Source organism: Paenibacillus sp. Soil750 (assembly GCF_001428045.1).
Taxonomy (GTDB): Bacteria; Bacillota; Bacilli; order Paenibacillales; family NBRC-103111; genus Paenibacillus_E; species Paenibacillus_E allorhizoplanae.
The window spans coordinates 128,369-143,815 of the sequence record NZ_LMSD01000002.1; the positions used below are offsets into that span (position 1 = coordinate 128,369).

Here is a 15,447-nt window from a genome sequence, read left to right on the forward strand (position 1 = left end):
CGCCTTTTTTACATTATGTTTAGCCTTCCGCATCAGCCTGCTTCAACCCTTGGGTTTCACAAACAAAGCAGCTAAAAAGGAGAAGATGATCGCGGCGGAAATCCCTGCACTGGTCACCTTGAAAATACCTGTAATAATGCCTATATAGCCTTCCTTATGCAGTTCTTCCAGAGCCCCATGAACGAGTGCATTCCCGAAACTCGTGATCGGCACTGTCGCACCAGCGCCAGCAAAGGCAATCAACGGTTCATATAAATTACAGCCATCGGCGATGGCACCAAGTACAACCAACGTGCTCATGGTGTGAGCTGGTGTTAATTTCCCAACGTCCATCATCAGCTGACCCAGTACACAGATGGCTCCTCCAACAACAAATGCCCAGAAAAAACTCATACGTATAAACCTCCAGACTCTATGGAAACAGCATGTGCGATACAGGGAATACTTTCACCTTGTTGGAATGAAATTGGTGAAAGTAAGGCACCTGTTGCGACAACGAGGATTCGCTTCAATTCTCCTTTTGCCATACGCTTTAATAAGTGCCCATAGGTCACTGTAGCAGAGCAACCGCAACCACTCCCCCCAGCTTGAACCGTTTGCGTTTCTCGATCAAAGATCATTAATCCACAATCGCTATAGGTTGTCTGCTCGATAGGGAATTGATGCTTGTGAAAGAGCTCACGTGCAATGCTGATCCCCACCGATGCGAGGTCCCCCGTCACGATGAGATCGTAATAGGAAGGGTCACGATTCAACTCGCGGCAATGTGTTTGGATCGTGTCGACAGCGGCAGGCGCCATGGCAGCGCCCATATTAAACGGATCCGTGATCCCCATATCCACGACTCGTCCGATCGTGGCCGCGGTGACGACAGGGCCGTCACCAGTCTTCCCAAGTACGGCTACCCCTGCGCCAGTGACGGTGTACTGCGCCGTCGGCGGCTTCTGAGACCCATATTCTGTAGGATAACGGAATTGCTTCTCCGCCGTGCAATTATGGCTGCACGTGCCAGCCATGACATAATTGGCTGCACCAGAGTCTACTAGTTGAGCAGCTAGCGCCAGCCCTTCCATCGACGTGGAGCAAGCACCGAATATCCCTAGATAAGGGATATTCAGTGTCCGCGCAGCGAACGTGTTGGAGATGATCTGATTCATCAGATCTCCCCCAACATAGAACTGGATTTGGCCGTCGGTAAGGCCGGCTTTCGTCAGTGCAAGCTGAGCAGCTTCCTCTAGCAACGCTTTCTCAGCTTTTTCCCACGTTTTTTGACCAACAGTCAAATCGCCGTGGACGATATCAAAATCTTCATTGAGCGGTCCTTTCCCTTCATCAGGACCAACAACAGTGCCTGTTGAAAGAATGACAGGCCGATTTTCAAATAGCCAGCTTTGGTGTCCCTTCAGCATCTCGTCAGCCCCCCGTGAAGATCAGATGTGCAATCCCTACAAAAAAGGCCGCCACTGTTCCAAAAACGATGACAGAACCCGCTAATTTAAACATATTGCCGCCAACACCGAGCACAAGCCCCTCAGCACGATGCTCAATTGCTGCGGAACATAGTGAGTTCGCAAATCCAGTAACTGGGACAGAGCTTCCGCCACCTGCCCACTGTGCGATTTTGTCGTAAATACCCAAGCTTGTTAAGATAACCGAGATAATTATCATGACAGCAACTGTGGGGTTGCCGGCGGTCTTCTCCGTAAAACCAAAGCAATTTATGAACAAATGCATAAAGCACTCACCGATCAAGCAGATTGTCCCACCTACCAGAAAGGCTCTACCGCAATTTTTAAGTACAGGTCTTTTAGGTTCTTGCTGCTTAGCTAATTTTTGGTACTCCTGTTGTGTCATCGTTAAGTTTTTCTTCTTGTTGTTAGGCATGACTTACTCCTATTCCCTCAAAACCTAAGCTCTGAGAATCGTATGTACCTGCTGGATAATTTGAGTTAACTGCATGGAACATGTTTCATACATCTGTTTAGCTTCAGAATTGTTCGTCGTTAAAGAGTACAACTCTAGATCTGCTTCACATTTCTTCAAGCACGCAAGTACGGCAGGTCGTTCTGTAGATACCGGTAGGACTATTTGGTCATCAAAAAGGTCAACAGATAATTCACCATGCGTATCGACCTGTCCAAGAAATACATTTTCTTTGGCCACACTCATCTTTTCAAGTTCAGATTGCAGCCAGCCTCTACTTTTACCCGCTGCAGCTAAGGGCTCATTTTGAATAACACCATCCATCATAACGGCTTGAGTTGGTTTCTCTATAGGAAGCTTTAGCCCTAAATGGTTTGGCGTTAGTGGTTGGTTCTCACTCTTTAGTAGAATACTCAAATCACCGCTGGACTCCAGCATCGCAAATTCCACATCCGCGACCCGAAATACACCTTTTGTACGCAGCTGTTCGAGTAATTCATCCCCTGTATAACGTTCCTTTTTTAAATTACCTTCTAGAATCTTGCCATCCTTAATGAGAACTCTGCCATTGCCTTCAAACCAAAGTCGAAGGATCTTGCTCTTTAACGTTAGTAATTCCAGCACTAATGGCACAAGCACCCATATTAGAATCGCAATTACACCATGAAAATAATTTGCTTCAACGTCAGTCGAAATGTTCCCAGCTAGATCCCCGAGCGTTATTCCTATCACATATTCAAAGAAAGTGAGCTGAGAAATTTGTTTTTTACCTAGAATCCGCGTCAATACAAACAGAAACATCAAGGTACTTAATGCTCGAATCGCAATAAGTATCCAGTCCGGCACATCATTCCTCCCCCTTCTTCAACTTTCAATATCTACATTATGTGTCATTTGCCCCCTAACTATTATTGCTCTAAATTGGATTTATTTGTTAACATGTATCACTTACATTGGGGGCATATTAACAACCGCAAACAAGTGAGCACATATGGCATTGATTTGTTCTCATCCATTATCAAAATTGAGGAGTGTATACGACATGACAGTAGCATCAGACGTTAAAACCACCTTGGCATCCTTAAAAAGTGCCCAAGCCAGTCTTGAAACCTTCGCCCTAAGCACACAAAATCAAGAGGCCAAGCAATTATATGAGACAGCGGCCCAATCGACCCAGCAAATCGTTGATCAAGTTGCCAGTCGCGTCCAGCAGTTAGAAAATGAAGAGCCGCAATATAAAGGCTTTTAAACGCCAAACAGCCGCTGCGCGAAAAACGCAGCGGCTGTTTGTTCTTTTTTCAAATTAACAAACTAAGAAGTAGAATTAGCAATACAAATAAAATGAGAATGAGCAATTTCAGTTGGTCCTTTGGCATGAGTGCCGTCCCTCGTTTCGTTGAAATTCCTTCCGATACTCATTGTGGCGGCTGTCCCGAAGCTTTCCTCACTTCATTGGCTAACCGATTAAATTCCTTCTGTGCTTCCGGATCTGAGGTCGCGAAATAGGCTGCTGATAAGAAAGCTATGATCTTGTTCGCATCTTCCACACTCATCATCGAAATAGGCCTCCTCTATTTAGACAAATTTATTTACCAGTCCAGTAATCAAAGGTCAGTGATTTATTTCTGAAAAAAGAATAAGGAATATAGCAGTATCCTGCGTCTCCCCATGCGGTTCCCCAAGAGTTTCGTGCAATAATAACGCCTTTTCCTTTTTCCTTTCCATCCTTATAGCCAACCGCAAGTAGCGCATGACCGCCAAGAAGTTTTTCCTTTTTCCGATTGGGATATGGGATTTTCCCAGTACTGGAAGCTTTCTTATTCTCAAATGAATCATACAGCCATATTCCAAATACAACAGGCGAGCCATCCGCGAGCGCAGCCTTCATCCCTGCTAAATCATGGATGCGATGATAGCCTTCAATACGATAATATCTAGCAAGAGACTCCGCTTGATAATTCGGTGTTTCTTTAAAATTTGCAATCTTATACGGCCATACTTCCTCTGGACAAACGCCTGTTTTATGCAACACTTTCATGCCGTCACGGATTGTCGCCCCTGCATCACGATTCACCGTATTTTCTAACTCACGTTCATGCCAGTAATGATAAAGGCGAGATAGCCGCGTTGGGTTCTCTTCTTCAGATCGCAGCCAATACTCTCGCAATCCACTTACAATTGCATTTGATGTGCATGATCCTAAAGAACCTTGGTTGACAATCGGAGTGAGTTTGCCCCGTAAATCGATTTGCCCCGGCAACTGAGATTCCCGAATATAATTGACACTCCTGTATGTGAAATCACGAAAATCGCGAGGGTCCTGTTTGACGGTATATTTCCGCATACCTGTACCTCCTAAGAAGCCTAATCACTGAGTACTCCAGTGTATTCACCCATAGGCAGGAGCGTGCAAAAAAGAGCCCTACTTCAGAAACGAAGTTCGAGCTCTTTCATGTATTTCTTCTTATTCCGTTATTGTAACTGTTACAGGTGACCACTCGCCGATAATCGTCTGTCCATGCAAGGAGACACTGCCTTGTGGTGTCAAATCCTTCTCCGTCATCATACCTAGGGCAACTGTGAATCGATTGAATTTGATCGGTACATTTTTCTCACGTCGCACTTCGACACCATTCACATAGAAAATGACTTCGTCATTGCCGCGGTGATACGTAATTTTGTACGTATTGAATTCACGTGGTTGGAAATTCGTTTCCTCTTTGAAAATACAGAAGAAGCGCGTTTTGTCCGTCTCAGGAACTTGTACACCCGGGAAAGGAAGTACGGCATATACACTCGCATACTTATCATTCCCTGCAAAGAAATCTAGCGCAGCGCCTGTCGTGAAATCAAGCAAATTCAAGGAGACGAAGCCATCATATAAATCGTTCGGCTCTGTGTTCTGCGTGCGAGCACGGATTTGAAGCTCGAAGGAAATTTCTCCTTCTTCGGGCACCTCAACATCTTGAGCTGAATAATACATATGCTTTGCGTTATCTAGAAATTGTACATAGTCATTTTTGCGGCTAAGCGGCGCACGTGCATATAGAATGCCATTTCGAACAATAATCGTCGCATTCGGCTCTCTAAATTCCCAGAAGGACCCATCTGGCATCGGGAACCCACCTATTTTCCAAACTTCGCCTTCAGATAAAATGGTGTGGAAATCACCTATTGTAAATTGCTTGCTCATCGCTTATGACCTCACTTTGTTGTAAAATTCTCATTGAAAAATAGCTTGGACGACCAAAGCCAGCATCATAATCAAGCCGCCTCTGGTTGTTGCTTTTAGTGAAGCACCCATTAATGGCAGATAGGCCGGAGAAGGATTCTCTGACTTCAAATCACCATATACCCGATAAAATGGTATGGCTGTCACTAAAGCAAGCAGGGCATAGTAAGGGAAAACGTCTACTATCACACACAAAATCAAGGCTAAATAAGAGAGTACGAATAAACATTTGGAGAATACGAGCGCTCTCTTCTCGCCCCATACAACAACTAGCGTTCGCTTACCCGCACTTTGATCTGATTGCCAGTGAAGGAAATGATGATTAAATAGAATTAATGTAGTCAACAGGCCGATCGGCAAAGATAGCAAAATCGGTCGATAATCGACTTGCATAGTCTGCACATAATAGCTGCCTAAAGTAGGCAGAATGCCGAATGACAGCAAAATAGCAATCTCGCTATATCCTTTGCCGCGATAACCAAATTTAATAGGCGGTGCCACATAGAAATAGGCAATCAAAGCACCTAAACCACCGAAAACGAGTACGAGCCAGCCGCTGCTTATGCTTAAGATAAGACCACAAATAAGTGCTACAGCAAATAATGACCATGTCAGAAAACTAAACGTTCGCTCTGCAATGGTGCCATTGGCTAGAAAACCTGAATTGGTCGAAATGGTTGAGGCTGTTTCCCTGGCTGCCGTATCAATGCCATTACGAAAATCCCATAAGTCATTAATCATATTCGAGAATAAGTGCGCAGCAATTGACCCAATGAAAGTTAGCACAAATAAGATTGGATGAAATGTATCGTTCCATACGATTGCTCCTAATCCACCTAAAACGACAGGAATAACCATGACTGGAATAACCCGAAATCGTGATGCTTTTAATAATAAACTTAAGTTGAGGTTATTCATTTTTCACGTCCCTTTCAACAAAAATTGCTCTGCTATTCATACTATCCCAATCCTAGTAGTACTTCAAGTAGGTTTCAATTCCCCTAAAACCACGGTATGCCATCTCTGTCAATAGTCGGAAAATGAGAAAAGGATGCTAGAATAATCTCTAGTCATCCTTCTTCCAAAATAACTTATTTCAGATAGAAAACCTCACGCATCGGCGTAATCGGAACGGCTTCACGGAAATCGAATGAGCCTACAACCATTTTGGATGTAATGGCATTCCACCGATTACAGGCATCACTCTCTGCCAGATAGGCGAAAGCAGCATCTATATCATCGCACAAGAATACATAGAAAAATTGCGCACCATTTTGAAAAATGGAGTAATCTCGGATACCCGCTTTACTATGTTCCTCCATAATCTCTGGCCAAGGAGCTAAGTGCATCTCCACATATTCCTCAAGATCTTCTTCGCGAATCGTCCATGTCCAAGCAAATTTACCGCTATTTTGCATAAGGCTCAACCCTTCCTTTGTCACATATGGTAGATTTCATAATTTCAACTTTACTTTGCCGACAATCACCAGTCAATACTGATCTTCACTTTCAACGATTCTAAAAATATTACAAAAAAAACTAAAAACTATGGCGTACCTGCCCAAGAAACCGACGGCTATACTAAAGACATTGCAAATGGAAGCACTTACAAATAGAGAAAGGAGGTCCATTTCACGATGCGATTGTTCAGAAAAATAGCTCTTGGTATCGATACCTTTATTGAGTCGGCGTCTCTTATCGGTTTACTGAGTATGATTATCATCGTCACCGCTCAGGTCATGACGCGTAAGTTATTCAATTTCGTTTTTTTCTGGTCCGAAGAAGTCACTATGTTACTGCTTGTCTGGTTTTCATTCATGGGAATCGCGATTGGTTTTCGAGAGAAGCTTCATCTTGGCATTGATTCCTTCACACACAAGCTTCCAGCTTCATTCAATAAAGCGCTTGATAAGCTCATTGAAATCACGATTCTCGCATTTGGTACCTATCTTGTGCTATACGGCTGGGATTTCACTGTCATGATGCACGAATCCGAACTGCCAGCAACAGGTCTACCCAACAGTACGTTGTATGTCATTATGCCGATTACTGGCGTCATGACTTGTGCTTATGCACTTTTGCAGCTATTTGGGATTGAAACGAAACGGCATGTCAATTTAAAGGAAGGAGGAACCCACTAATGGACTCGACCATTGCCATTCTCATCTTATGTGTCACCTTCGTTGGTCTGATCGTCCTGCGTTTTCCGATCTCTTTAGCGTTGGCAGGCTCATCACTGCTTACCCTTGTTTACTTGAAGGTTCCACTTGCAACCGTAGGCCAAACCATGATTCAAGGTATGAATTCTTACTCCTTGCTGACGATCCCCTTCTTCATCCTTGCTGGCCAGATCATGAGTGAAGGACAAATGGCTCTTCGACTTATCAATCTCGCTCAGGTTCTTGTTGGTGGGATTCGCGGTGGGCTTGCCATGGTGAATTGTGTGGCATGTATGTTTTTCGGTAATATCTCAGGCTCCGCGATAGCTGATGTTTCTTCTATTGGCTCTGTCATGATTCCCATGATGAAAAAGAAAGGATATGACACGGACTACGCCGTAGGCGTCACAGTTTCTGCCGCCATTCAAGGCGTTGTTGTTCCACCGAGTCACAACCTTGTCCTTTATTCCCTTGCAGCAGGCGGCGGCATCTCCATTGCTTCTTTGTTCCTCGCAGGCATAGTCCCTGGTCTAATTCTCTGTGTATCCCTCATGGTTACAAGCTATATCATTGCAATTAAACGCGGTTATACTAAGAGTGAAACGGTTCCGTTACGTGAAATTCCAAAAATCGTTCGTGACGGGCTTCTGTCACTTCTAACTGCGGTCATTATTTTGGGCGGCATATTCACTGGATGGTTTACAGCAACGGAAAGCGGCGCGCTCGCTTGTTTATATGCTTTCATCCTTACGTTTCTCGTCTATCGGGATATTCCAATCAGCCGTATGTGGATCATACTGAAGCGTACCTTTCGAACCGTATCCATGGTCCTATTCTTAATTGCAGCCTCGGCTACCTTCAGCTATGTGCTTGCCTTCCTCAAGGTTCCTGGCATGTTAACGGACTGGATGTTAGGGGTTACCGACAATCCCATTATTATTTTGTTAATTATCAATGTACTTTTGTTAGTACTAGGCGCACCTATGGATATGGCACCGCTAATCTTAATTATGACGCCAATCTTATTGCCCGTCGTAACGGCCCTTGGCATGGATCCTGTTCACTTCGGCATCATTATGATGTTAAACTTAGGCATTGGACTACTGACCCCACCTGTCGGGACCGTCTTGTTTGTTGGATCCGCGATAGGCAATATTTCGATTTCTGAAGGTACGAAGGCGATGATGCCATTCTTCTATGTCATGTGTATCGTCCTAATGATCCTGACCTATATTCCAGGCCTCGTCATGTGGCTGCCTAATCTTCTCAAATAGTTAAAAGATCTACCAAACTTTCGGACAAAGGGTGATAATCGACATGCATATAAATAAAAAATATTTCGCTATCCTCAGCACAGTCATTGGTACAAGTTTGTTACTTTCAGCTTGCGGCAGCACGCCTACGAACAGCTCAACTTCAGCACCCGGAACAACTACACCCGCTTCAGCAACGAAAAAAAGTGATGGACCTAAATTAAATTTCCGTTTAGCTGAAACGCACCCGGCTGATTACCCGACAACAATTGGCGATAAGAAATTCGCTGAGTTGGTCAATCAAGCATCAGATGGTCGTATCAAAATCGATGTATTCCCCGCATCCCAGTTAGGTGAAGAGAAGGCTGTTATCGAGCAAGTCCAGCTCGGCGCCATCGAATTTACCCGCGTCAGCACAGGTGCTCTAGGCGGATTCAACAAGCAATATGAAGTGTTCAGCTTGCCTTATATTTTCGACAATGACGCTCATCAATGGAAGTTTCTAGAGAGTGAGCAAGGGACGAAGCTTCTGGATAGCCTGGAGACCTCCCGCATGAAGGGTCTTGCCTACTATAGCTCTGGTGCACGACATTTCTACTCAAAGAAACCGATTAAAACTTTAGCCGATCTTAAGGGACTCAAAATACGTGTTATTCAAAATAAAGTCAATATCGATCTCATGGCTGCACTTGGCGCAAATGCAACTCCCATGCCCTACGGTGATGTCTTCAATGCATTACAAACCGGAATCATTGATGCCGCAGAAAACAACTATCCAAGCTATTTCTCTTCCAACCATTTCCAACAGGCTAAGAATCTCATTCTAGACCAACATCAACGTGTACCTGAAGTTTTACTGATTTCCAAAGTAGCTTGGGATAAGCTTTCAAACGAAGATAAGGATTTAATTAAGAAAGCAGCTCAGGAGTCCGTCAAAACGCAAAAAGCCGAATGGGATAAATTCGAGAAGGATTCAGAAGCTAAAGTAAAGGCAGCTGGCGTCACGATTACAGATGTTTCCGACCTTAAGCCTTGGCAAGATGCTGTGAAGCCTGTTATCGAGAAATATCGCAGTGAATATAAAGAAACCCTGGAAGCGATTGAGAAAGCGAAAAAGTAAGCCAGAATTGAAAAAAAGGATACATGCAGGTGAAAGGCGCCTCACATGTGTCCTTTTTCTTTTGGCATTCCGCCACTTTTGCGGTATTCTAGCGGGGAGTATGTGGTGATCTTCTTAAACGTACTACTGAAGTAAGAAATATCCGCATATCCAAGTCTTTCCGCGATTTCCGAAACACGCAGGGATGTTTTTACAAGCAGTCGCTTCGCCTCATCCATTCGCATTTCAATAACGAAATCAACGAACTTACCCCCGGTTTGCTGCTTAAAAAGCTGGCTTAAATAACTTGGATTGAGATGTACCAGTGTCGCTGCATCAGTCAAAGAAATTTCTTTATGCACATTCGCCATTACGAATTGCTGAACGCGTGCAATAGCGGATAGTTCATCTGAATTTATTACGGAAATATCAGTACGTAAGGCTTCTTCCCGCGACTCACGTTCTTGAATCCATCTGCGCAAACAATCCGCCATGGCTTCCGTTTCAACAGGCTTTAACAAAAAATCCTTCACACCATACCGAATGGCTTTCTGGGCTAGTTGAAAATCATCATACCCACTGACTAAAATGACATTCACTGATTTAAGTGCCAGTTGCTCCGCTAATCCAATTCCATCCATAACCGGCATCTTAATGTCAGATATCACGAGATCTGCTTGATGATGCTGAAGCGCGTCGAGTGCCTCTAACCCATTTCCACATTCCTGCATAATAGCTACAGGCAGCTTGGTCTGCTCAACAGCTTTCCGCAACACAACACGGACCCATTTCTCATCATCCACTAGTATGATTTTATACACAACTAGCCCCTCCCTCTCCATGTAGCTTCAATGGCAGCTTAATCCTAACTGTGGTTCCAGCACCAACGCTACTTTCCAGTTCAAGGCCAGAATCCTCCTCAAATAAGTACGAAATTCGCCGATGTACATTGACTATGCCAATCTGTGAGACAGCAGTCACCATATCTTTTTGACGCAAATCGAGCTGTAAGGACCTCAGTCTATCAACTGGTATTCCGGTTCCAGTATCTTTTATTTCTATTACAAAATGCTTCTCGTCATAACGTTTTGCAGAAATATCAATATGCACGGGCAAAGCACTCGTCTCTAAGCCATGAATGACACAATTCTCAACAAGTGGCTGGAGAGCAAACTTGGCTATCAACTGCGTCTCTGCCCATGATGGAATCTGAAACGAATACGTGAGTCTCTCTTGGAACCTATATTGCTGAATCCGCAAATACATGTCACAGATATGAACTTCTTGTTGCACGGAAATCGTTGCGCCTGCATGATTCAAATTGTAGCGAAGTAGTCGAGCCAATGAAGCAACCAATACAGAAATATCCGTCATATCCTTTTCCAATGCCATACCTCGGACCGTTTCTAACGCATTCATCAAAAAGTGCGGGTTCACTTGGGATTGCAGCACTTTCAGTTCCGTCTCTTTCTGGCGAAGCTGAAGATCTTTCTCGCGCAGCTCTGAATAGTAAATTTCATCTAAAAGCACTTGCAGCTTCTCAACCATTTTATTAAAATCATTCGTTAACTGACCGATCTCATCTTTGGACTCTATATCCACGCGGGACTGGAAATCCCCTGCTTTCACTCTTTTCATAAAAAACTGAAGTGATCGTATCGGTCGAACAATGCTAGTCGCGAAACCAATGCCGATTAAATAGGCGATAAGCAGCGTAAAGACAACAGTCCACCAAATGGTTTGCCTAATATACTGCGTACCATGCGTCAATTCGGATTCCGGAATCATTGTGACTAATCGCCAATTCAGATAGGACGATTTACTCCACGTATAGAACGGTTTATCTCCTGTTGATGCTTGGTAAGAGCCGCTATCTTGCGTGAGAATAATCGGTAATTGCTCAAGCTCAGACAACTGACCAATCTCCTCATTGGCTGGGGAAAATATATAGTGACCCGCGGAGTCGATGATCGAGAGATATCCCGTGCGTCCAATCGTTACGCGATCAGCAATTTCTTGAATACGTTTGAAATTCACTTCCATGATCAAGGTTGCAACCGGTTCCAATGTATTCTGACTCACTAGCCTTTTCACAATGGAGAGCACAGGCACATATTCGAGCTCATAGCGTGGTGAGGGCGGACGAATAATAAGTCGAATATCACTATTGTTAGGAACACTTGAAAACCACGGTTCTTGAATTAATTCTATGGCTGGAGTTACGTTCTTGTTGAAGCTTGTATCCAGAACTGCTTTATCCTCCATAACTAGCAGGATGCGTGAAATATCCGATCGAGAGTACGCGGTATCGTGAAATAATTGCAGCAAGGGTTCGCGGATGCCGGATTCCTTCACTTCTTGCTCACTCGTCATCCGTAGGAATTGCTGCATGGCTGGGTGGTTTTGCATGCGGATCGAGTCAATTTCGAAATCGCGTATGTAGTACTCGATATGGAGCTTAACCTGCTCAATAATTTGTGCATTACTTAGATTCGCTTCTTCCCGAAGCACCTCGGACGATTTCTGATAGGAGATGAATCCAACAACACATAGCGGAATCACAACTAGCATGGCTGAATATACGAGCAATTTAACAGTCAGTGGACGATCACGTAAAAATAAGCTGCGGTGAAACCAATTCCACGCTTTACGTCCCCTTTTTCGCATAGTCTGCCTCCATTTAACAAATGTAAACGCATTCAATATTCGTACTCAAAGTAAAACCAGTTGCGGGAGCAACTGGTTATCTTTTCACCAAATCTTCGCGAATCGGTGTAAATACATCTAAGAGTGCAGAGTCTTCCAACGCGGTAACACCATGTTTAGCTCCACTTGGTATATAAACCGTTTGGCCCTGTTCAATAACCGTAACAACGCCATCGATTGTGAATTCGATTTTACCTTTCAAGCAATACGACATTTGTTCGTGAACATGACTATGCTGATAGCCAATCGCCCCAGGTTCAAAGTGAACCTCCATCATCATTAAACCTACCTCTGCTTTCAAAATACAACGAGTCACGCCTGGTTCTGCAGCTTCCCATACGCCAATATTAGACATCTGACTTTCCCCTTTCGTTATAAAACGCTTCCATCCTGAAATGAAAAAGAAGGACCGCAAGCGGCCCTTCACTTACTCACTAATTATACCCGAAAAGAACCCAAATGAACATACTTGAAAAGAAACGAACCTCACGCCGTTGTCGTCGCGCGATCCTTCCCTTTGTCAGCTTCCCCTGCGTTCTTGTTGGCGGCCTCACGATCTTGCTGCATATCAGCGACCGTTTTCACCTTCACACGAGCAGCCCCTTCATAGTCACGCGTCGGAATGAGGTTCCCTGCTGCAAGACGCTGTTTGGCTTCAGCAATTGCCGCACCATATTGCGGCAGCCATGCCTCTTGTGCAACCAACATTTCGTCTACCATTTGCCAAATTTCCTTCGGATTGCAAACAGCTCCAACGAGCGGATCCATCATAAACGCTTGACGCAGCAGCTTATCATCTCCATGAACTGCTGCTTCTACAGCTAAGCGCTGAACGGAGATACTGACATTACATATCGCCGCTGGGCCCAATGGCAGCTCACCGACATGCGGCATCGAGATGCCGTTGCGATCGACATAGCCTGGTGCTTCAATAATCGCATCATCAGGTAAATTCGAAATCACACCTTTATTCACTAAGTTAAAATGACCACGATATACGCGCCCTGTTTCTAGTCCCTCAATAATGTAGGAACCATGCTCTTCGCTGCGCTTCTCGCTCGCATAGACGAATGCGGGATCCTTCATCCAGTTCGGGAAATCGGTTTCGAACCAACGTCGTCCCTCCGTGCACACACGTAAGTAACCGCCTGTTTCACCATTAATCCAAGACCCCATATCAATCCAATCCCCAATTTCACTTGCCCGTTTCCGATACCAAGGAACATATTCACTCAAATGTCCATTGGACTCCGTGCTATAGTAGCCAAAGCGGCGCAGCATATCAATGCGAACTTTCTCTGTTCGTGCATACACGGCATGATTTTCAAATGCTTCTAATAAGCCTGCTGTCAAATCCTTCCCCTCATGGGAAGCTTGGATATACCATGTTTGATGATTAATGCCTGCGCATATAATGTCAACGTCTTTCTTATCCAAGCCATAAACATTTGCGATTTGATGATGTCCATGTTGTACACCATGGCAAAGGCCAATCGTACGAACGCCGCCATACTTATTACAAGCCCAAGTCAACATGGCCATTGGGTTTGCATAATTCAACAATGTGACATCAGGCGCTGCAACCTCGCGAATATCTTGGCAGATACGAAGCATTTCAGATATGCCACGTTGACCGTACATGATGCCACCCGCACACAATGTATCACCTACGCATTGATCCACACCATATTTCAAAGGAATGTCCACATCCGTTGCAAAAGCCTCTAAACCGCCTACACGAATTGTACAAAGTACGTATTTGGCGCCTTCTAACGCTTCCCTGCGATCTGTCGTCGCTTGGATCTGAATCGATAAGCCATTCTCATGGATATCACGTTGGCATAGCTCCGTCACCATCTCTAAATTGTGTGGATTAATGTCTGTAAAAGCCACTTGGATATTATGAAATTCTGGTACAGCTAATAAATCTCTAAGTAGTCCACGAGTGAAACCAATACTGCCTGCGCCAATGAATACTACCTTAAATGCCATATTTATCGCCCTCTCTATCACTTCGTCTATGCTTCACATTGTACCAAGCAAAGAGAGAAAACGTTATCAAATTCCTAACTAATTCACATATCAATTGTCAAAAATCCTAACTTCCTTCAGGATACATATGTTTGTGCGTGTTCATCGATTTGCGATAATCCGTAGGAGTTAAGTTCGTGTGCGCCTTGAATAACAGATGAAAATACTGACGGCTACCCACCCCGATATAATCAGAAATATCCGCAATCGGAATGTCTGTTTCGAGCAGCAGCATTTGTGCTTTTTCCATTCTGATTTCCGTTAAGTACGCCATTAAGGTTTGTCCAGTCACCGCTTTGAAAATGCGCTGTAAGTAGCCTGGATGCAAATTCACAGCCCCTGCTATTTCTTTCACTTGAATCTCGCGATCGTAATTTTGATGCATATAATCCATGCTTTTCTTCACATACCATTCACTTTGTACCAAACTACTGCTTGCGGATTCACGCCGTAAACGGGCGATTCGGATCAGCAGTTGCGCAAACAACAGTTGAATCATGGACTCGCTCTTGTCAGCCGGCTTATCCAGCTCAAGCACCAAACTTTTCATCACATGATATACTTCATCTGGATCACGCAGCACTAAATAAGCGGTCTGAATTTCTAATAAAGAGTTCAGCTGTTTCTCTTCCGCGGCAAGCTGTTGTAAGGAGGGCATCACGCCCTGATGCGGAGTAAACCGAAATTCCACATTAAGCATCCGACACGGCTCATCATCTTCAACAATAAGTCGATGAGCAATATTGGCATTGAGAAGAATGAACTCCCCTTTTTTCAATCTAACTCGTTCAGTTCGTGTTGGTGAAAGCTGTATCTCTATCTCACAAAAGCCTTGTATGGTATACATGATCTCAGTCGCATCATGTCGGTGAAAGGGCATATGGAAGCCTTGCCATTGTTTAAAATAATAAGCAACCACCTGTGGATGACAGGGGTGATTCGGTAACAAACCAGGAAATAATCTTGTCGATTGTGGCATCAGGGGCTCCTTTCCATCCGTTCATATGGTCATTGTACTCCCCTGCCTTCAAAAAGAAAATCCCT

At 44.3% G+C, this 15,447-nt stretch carries 18 protein-coding genes; 4 read left to right on the forward strand and 14 right to left on the reverse strand.

Features of this window, described 5'->3' with window-relative positions; genetic code table 11:
- Nucleotides 1-42 precede the first annotated feature (42 nt).
- Genes spoVAE through ASL11_RS03815 form a run of 4 tightly spaced genes read right to left on the reverse strand, consistent with a single transcriptional unit; the run spans nt 43 to nt 2,769 of the window.
- Complete coding sequence (spoVAE, locus tag ASL11_RS03800) at nt 43-393, reverse strand: stage V sporulation protein AE (RefSeq protein WP_056609845.1); 351 nt, start codon at nt 391-393, stop codon at nt 43-45.
- A complete protein-coding gene (gene spoVAD / locus ASL11_RS03805; protein WP_056609846.1) occupies nt 390-1,409 on the reverse strand; it encodes a stage V sporulation protein AD in 1,020 nt (339 codons plus the stop codon). The genes spoVAE and spoVAD overlap by 4 nt, the downstream gene beginning before the upstream one ends.
- Before the next feature lie 4 nt (nt 1,410-1,413).
- Entirely contained in the window at nt 1,414-1,884 is a 471-nt protein-coding gene (gene spoVAC / locus ASL11_RS03810) for a stage V sporulation protein AC (RefSeq protein WP_056609847.1), read from the reverse strand.
- 24 nt (nt 1,885-1,908) lie between these two features.
- A complete protein-coding gene (locus ASL11_RS03815) occupies nt 1,909-2,769 on the reverse strand; it encodes a DUF421 domain-containing protein (protein ID WP_327205082.1) in 861 nt (286 codons plus the stop codon).
- A gap of 196 nt (nt 2,770-2,965) precedes the next feature.
- On the opposite strand from ASL11_RS03815, the gene ASL11_RS03820 reads away from it, so the two are divergent.
- A complete protein-coding gene (locus ASL11_RS03820) occupies nt 2,966-3,172 on the forward strand; it encodes a DUF1657 domain-containing protein (protein WP_056609848.1) in 207 nt (68 codons plus the stop codon).
- A gap of 166 nt (nt 3,173-3,338) precedes the next feature.
- Here ASL11_RS03820 and ASL11_RS03825 read toward each other — a convergent pair whose 3' ends face one another.
- The 5 genes from ASL11_RS03825 to ASL11_RS03845 form a co-directional block, all read right to left on the reverse strand.
- Entirely contained in the window at nt 3,339-3,479 is a 141-nt protein-coding gene (locus ASL11_RS03825) for a hypothetical protein (RefSeq protein WP_056609849.1), read from the reverse strand.
- Nucleotides 3,480-3,508: 29 nt separating this feature from the next.
- Nucleotides 3,509-4,267 carry a C1 family peptidase gene (locus tag ASL11_RS03830; RefSeq protein ID WP_056609850.1) on the reverse strand — a complete coding sequence of 253 codons (759 nt, stop codon included), beginning with the start codon at nt 4,265-4,267 and terminating at the stop codon, nt 3,509-3,511.
- Between the two features lie 120 nt (nt 4,268-4,387).
- Nucleotides 4,388-5,116 carry a DUF6081 family protein gene (locus tag ASL11_RS03835; protein ID WP_056609851.1) on the reverse strand — a complete coding sequence of 243 codons (729 nt, stop codon included), beginning with the start codon at nt 5,114-5,116 and terminating at the stop codon, nt 4,388-4,390.
- Nucleotides 5,117-5,146: 30 nt separating this feature from the next.
- A complete protein-coding gene (locus ASL11_RS03840) occupies nt 5,147-6,073 on the reverse strand; it encodes a prenyltransferase (RefSeq protein WP_056609853.1) in 927 nt (308 codons plus the stop codon).
- A gap of 173 nt (nt 6,074-6,246) precedes the next feature.
- A complete protein-coding gene (locus tag ASL11_RS03845) occupies nt 6,247-6,573 on the reverse strand; it encodes an L-rhamnose mutarotase (protein WP_056609854.1) in 327 nt (108 codons plus the stop codon).
- 219 nt (nt 6,574-6,792) lie between these two features.
- Here ASL11_RS03845 and ASL11_RS03850 point away from each other — a divergent pair, with 219 nt between their 5' ends.
- From ASL11_RS03850 to ASL11_RS03860, 3 genes are read left to right on the forward strand one after another with little or no spacing between them, the layout of a single operon-like run.
- Nucleotides 6,793-7,296, forward strand: a complete 504-nt coding sequence (locus ASL11_RS03850) for a TRAP transporter small permease (protein WP_056609855.1) — start codon at nt 6,793-6,795, stop codon at nt 7,294-7,296.
- Nucleotides 7,296-8,588, forward strand: coding sequence for a TRAP transporter large permease (locus ASL11_RS03855; protein ID WP_056609856.1), 1,293 nt, complete (start codon nt 7,296-7,298; stop codon nt 8,586-8,588). The genes ASL11_RS03850 and ASL11_RS03855 overlap by 1 nt, the downstream gene beginning before the upstream one ends.
- 43 nt (nt 8,589-8,631) lie before the next feature.
- Nucleotides 8,632-9,687: a TRAP transporter substrate-binding protein gene (locus ASL11_RS03860; protein WP_056609857.1), complete on the forward strand. Its 1,056-nt coding sequence runs from the start codon at nt 8,632-8,634 to the stop codon at nt 9,685-9,687.
- Nucleotides 9,688-9,728: 41 nt separating this feature from the next.
- On the opposite strand, the gene ASL11_RS03865 is transcribed toward ASL11_RS03860, so the two are convergent.
- The 5 genes from ASL11_RS03865 to ASL11_RS03885 all read right to left on the reverse strand — a co-directional run bounded on the left by ASL11_RS03865 (nt 9,729) and on the right by ASL11_RS03885 (nt 15,382).
- Nucleotides 9,729-10,487, reverse strand: a complete 759-nt coding sequence (locus tag ASL11_RS03865) for a response regulator transcription factor (protein ID WP_056609858.1) — start codon at nt 10,485-10,487, stop codon at nt 9,729-9,731.
- Complete coding sequence (locus tag ASL11_RS03870; RefSeq protein ID WP_056609859.1) at nt 10,480-12,333, reverse strand: sensor histidine kinase; 1,854 nt, start codon at nt 12,331-12,333, stop codon at nt 10,480-10,482. The genes ASL11_RS03865 and ASL11_RS03870 overlap by 8 nt, the downstream gene beginning before the upstream one ends.
- Before the next feature lie 76 nt (nt 12,334-12,409).
- Complete coding sequence (locus ASL11_RS03875; protein WP_056609861.1) at nt 12,410-12,727, reverse strand: cupin domain-containing protein; 318 nt, start codon at nt 12,725-12,727, stop codon at nt 12,410-12,412.
- A 131-nt stretch (nt 12,728-12,858) separates the two neighbouring features.
- Entirely contained in the window at nt 12,859-14,364 is a 1,506-nt protein-coding gene (locus tag ASL11_RS03880) for an alpha-glucosidase/alpha-galactosidase (protein WP_056609863.1), read from the reverse strand.
- A gap of 106 nt (nt 14,365-14,470) precedes the next feature.
- Nucleotides 14,471-15,382 (reverse strand): AraC family transcriptional regulator, encoded by a 912-nt coding sequence (locus ASL11_RS03885; protein WP_056609865.1) that lies wholly within the window; start codon nt 15,380-15,382, stop codon nt 14,471-14,473.
- Nucleotides 15,383-15,447 lie beyond the last annotated feature (65 nt).

Bases quoted from the DNA above. Each gene is read 5' to 3' on its own strand.
- spoVAE (WP_056609845.1), bottom strand. From the start codon at position 393: ATGAGTTTTTTCTGGGCATTTGTTGTTGGAGGAGCCATCTGTGTACTG.
- spoVAD (WP_056609846.1), bottom strand. From the start codon at position 1,409: ATGCTGAAGGGACACCAAAGCTGGCTATTTGAAAATCGGCCTGTCATT.
- spoVAC (WP_056609847.1), bottom strand. From the start codon at position 1,884: ATGCCTAACAACAAGAAGAAAAACTTAACGATGACACAACAGGAGTAC.
- ASL11_RS03820 (WP_056609848.1), top strand. From the start codon at position 2,966: ATGACAGTAGCATCAGACGTTAAAACCACCTTGGCATCCTTAAAAAGT.
- ASL11_RS03825 (WP_056609849.1), bottom strand. From the start codon at position 3,479: ATGATGAGTGTGGAAGATGCGAACAAGATCATAGCTTTCTTATCAGCA.
- ASL11_RS03830 (WP_056609850.1), bottom strand. From the start codon at position 4,267: ATGCGGAAATATACCGTCAAACAGGACCCTCGCGATTTTCGTGATTTC.
- ASL11_RS03835 (WP_056609851.1), bottom strand. From the start codon at position 5,116: ATGAGCAAGCAATTTACAATAGGTGATTTCCACACCATTTTATCTGAA.
- ASL11_RS03840 (WP_056609853.1), bottom strand. From the start codon at position 6,073: ATGAATAACCTCAACTTAAGTTTATTATTAAAAGCATCACGATTTCGG.
- ASL11_RS03845 (WP_056609854.1), bottom strand. From the start codon at position 6,573: ATGCAAAATAGCGGTAAATTTGCTTGGACATGGACGATTCGCGAAGAA.
- ASL11_RS03850 (WP_056609855.1), top strand. From the start codon at position 6,793: ATGCGATTGTTCAGAAAAATAGCTCTTGGTATCGATACCTTTATTGAG.
- ASL11_RS03855 (WP_056609856.1), top strand. From the start codon at position 7,296: ATGGACTCGACCATTGCCATTCTCATCTTATGTGTCACCTTCGTTGGT.
- ASL11_RS03860 (WP_056609857.1), top strand. From the start codon at position 8,632: ATGCATATAAATAAAAAATATTTCGCTATCCTCAGCACAGTCATTGGT.
- ASL11_RS03870 (WP_056609859.1), bottom strand. From the start codon at position 12,333: ATGCGAAAAAGGGGACGTAAAGCGTGGAATTGGTTTCACCGCAGCTTA.
- ASL11_RS03875 (WP_056609861.1), bottom strand. From the start codon at position 12,727: ATGTCTAATATTGGCGTATGGGAAGCTGCAGAACCAGGCGTGACTCGT.
- ASL11_RS03880 (WP_056609863.1), bottom strand. From the start codon at position 14,364: ATGGCATTTAAGGTAGTATTCATTGGCGCAGGCAGTATTGGTTTCACT.
- ASL11_RS03885 (WP_056609865.1), bottom strand. From the start codon at position 15,382: ATGCCACAATCGACAAGATTATTTCCTGGTTTGTTACCGAATCACCCC.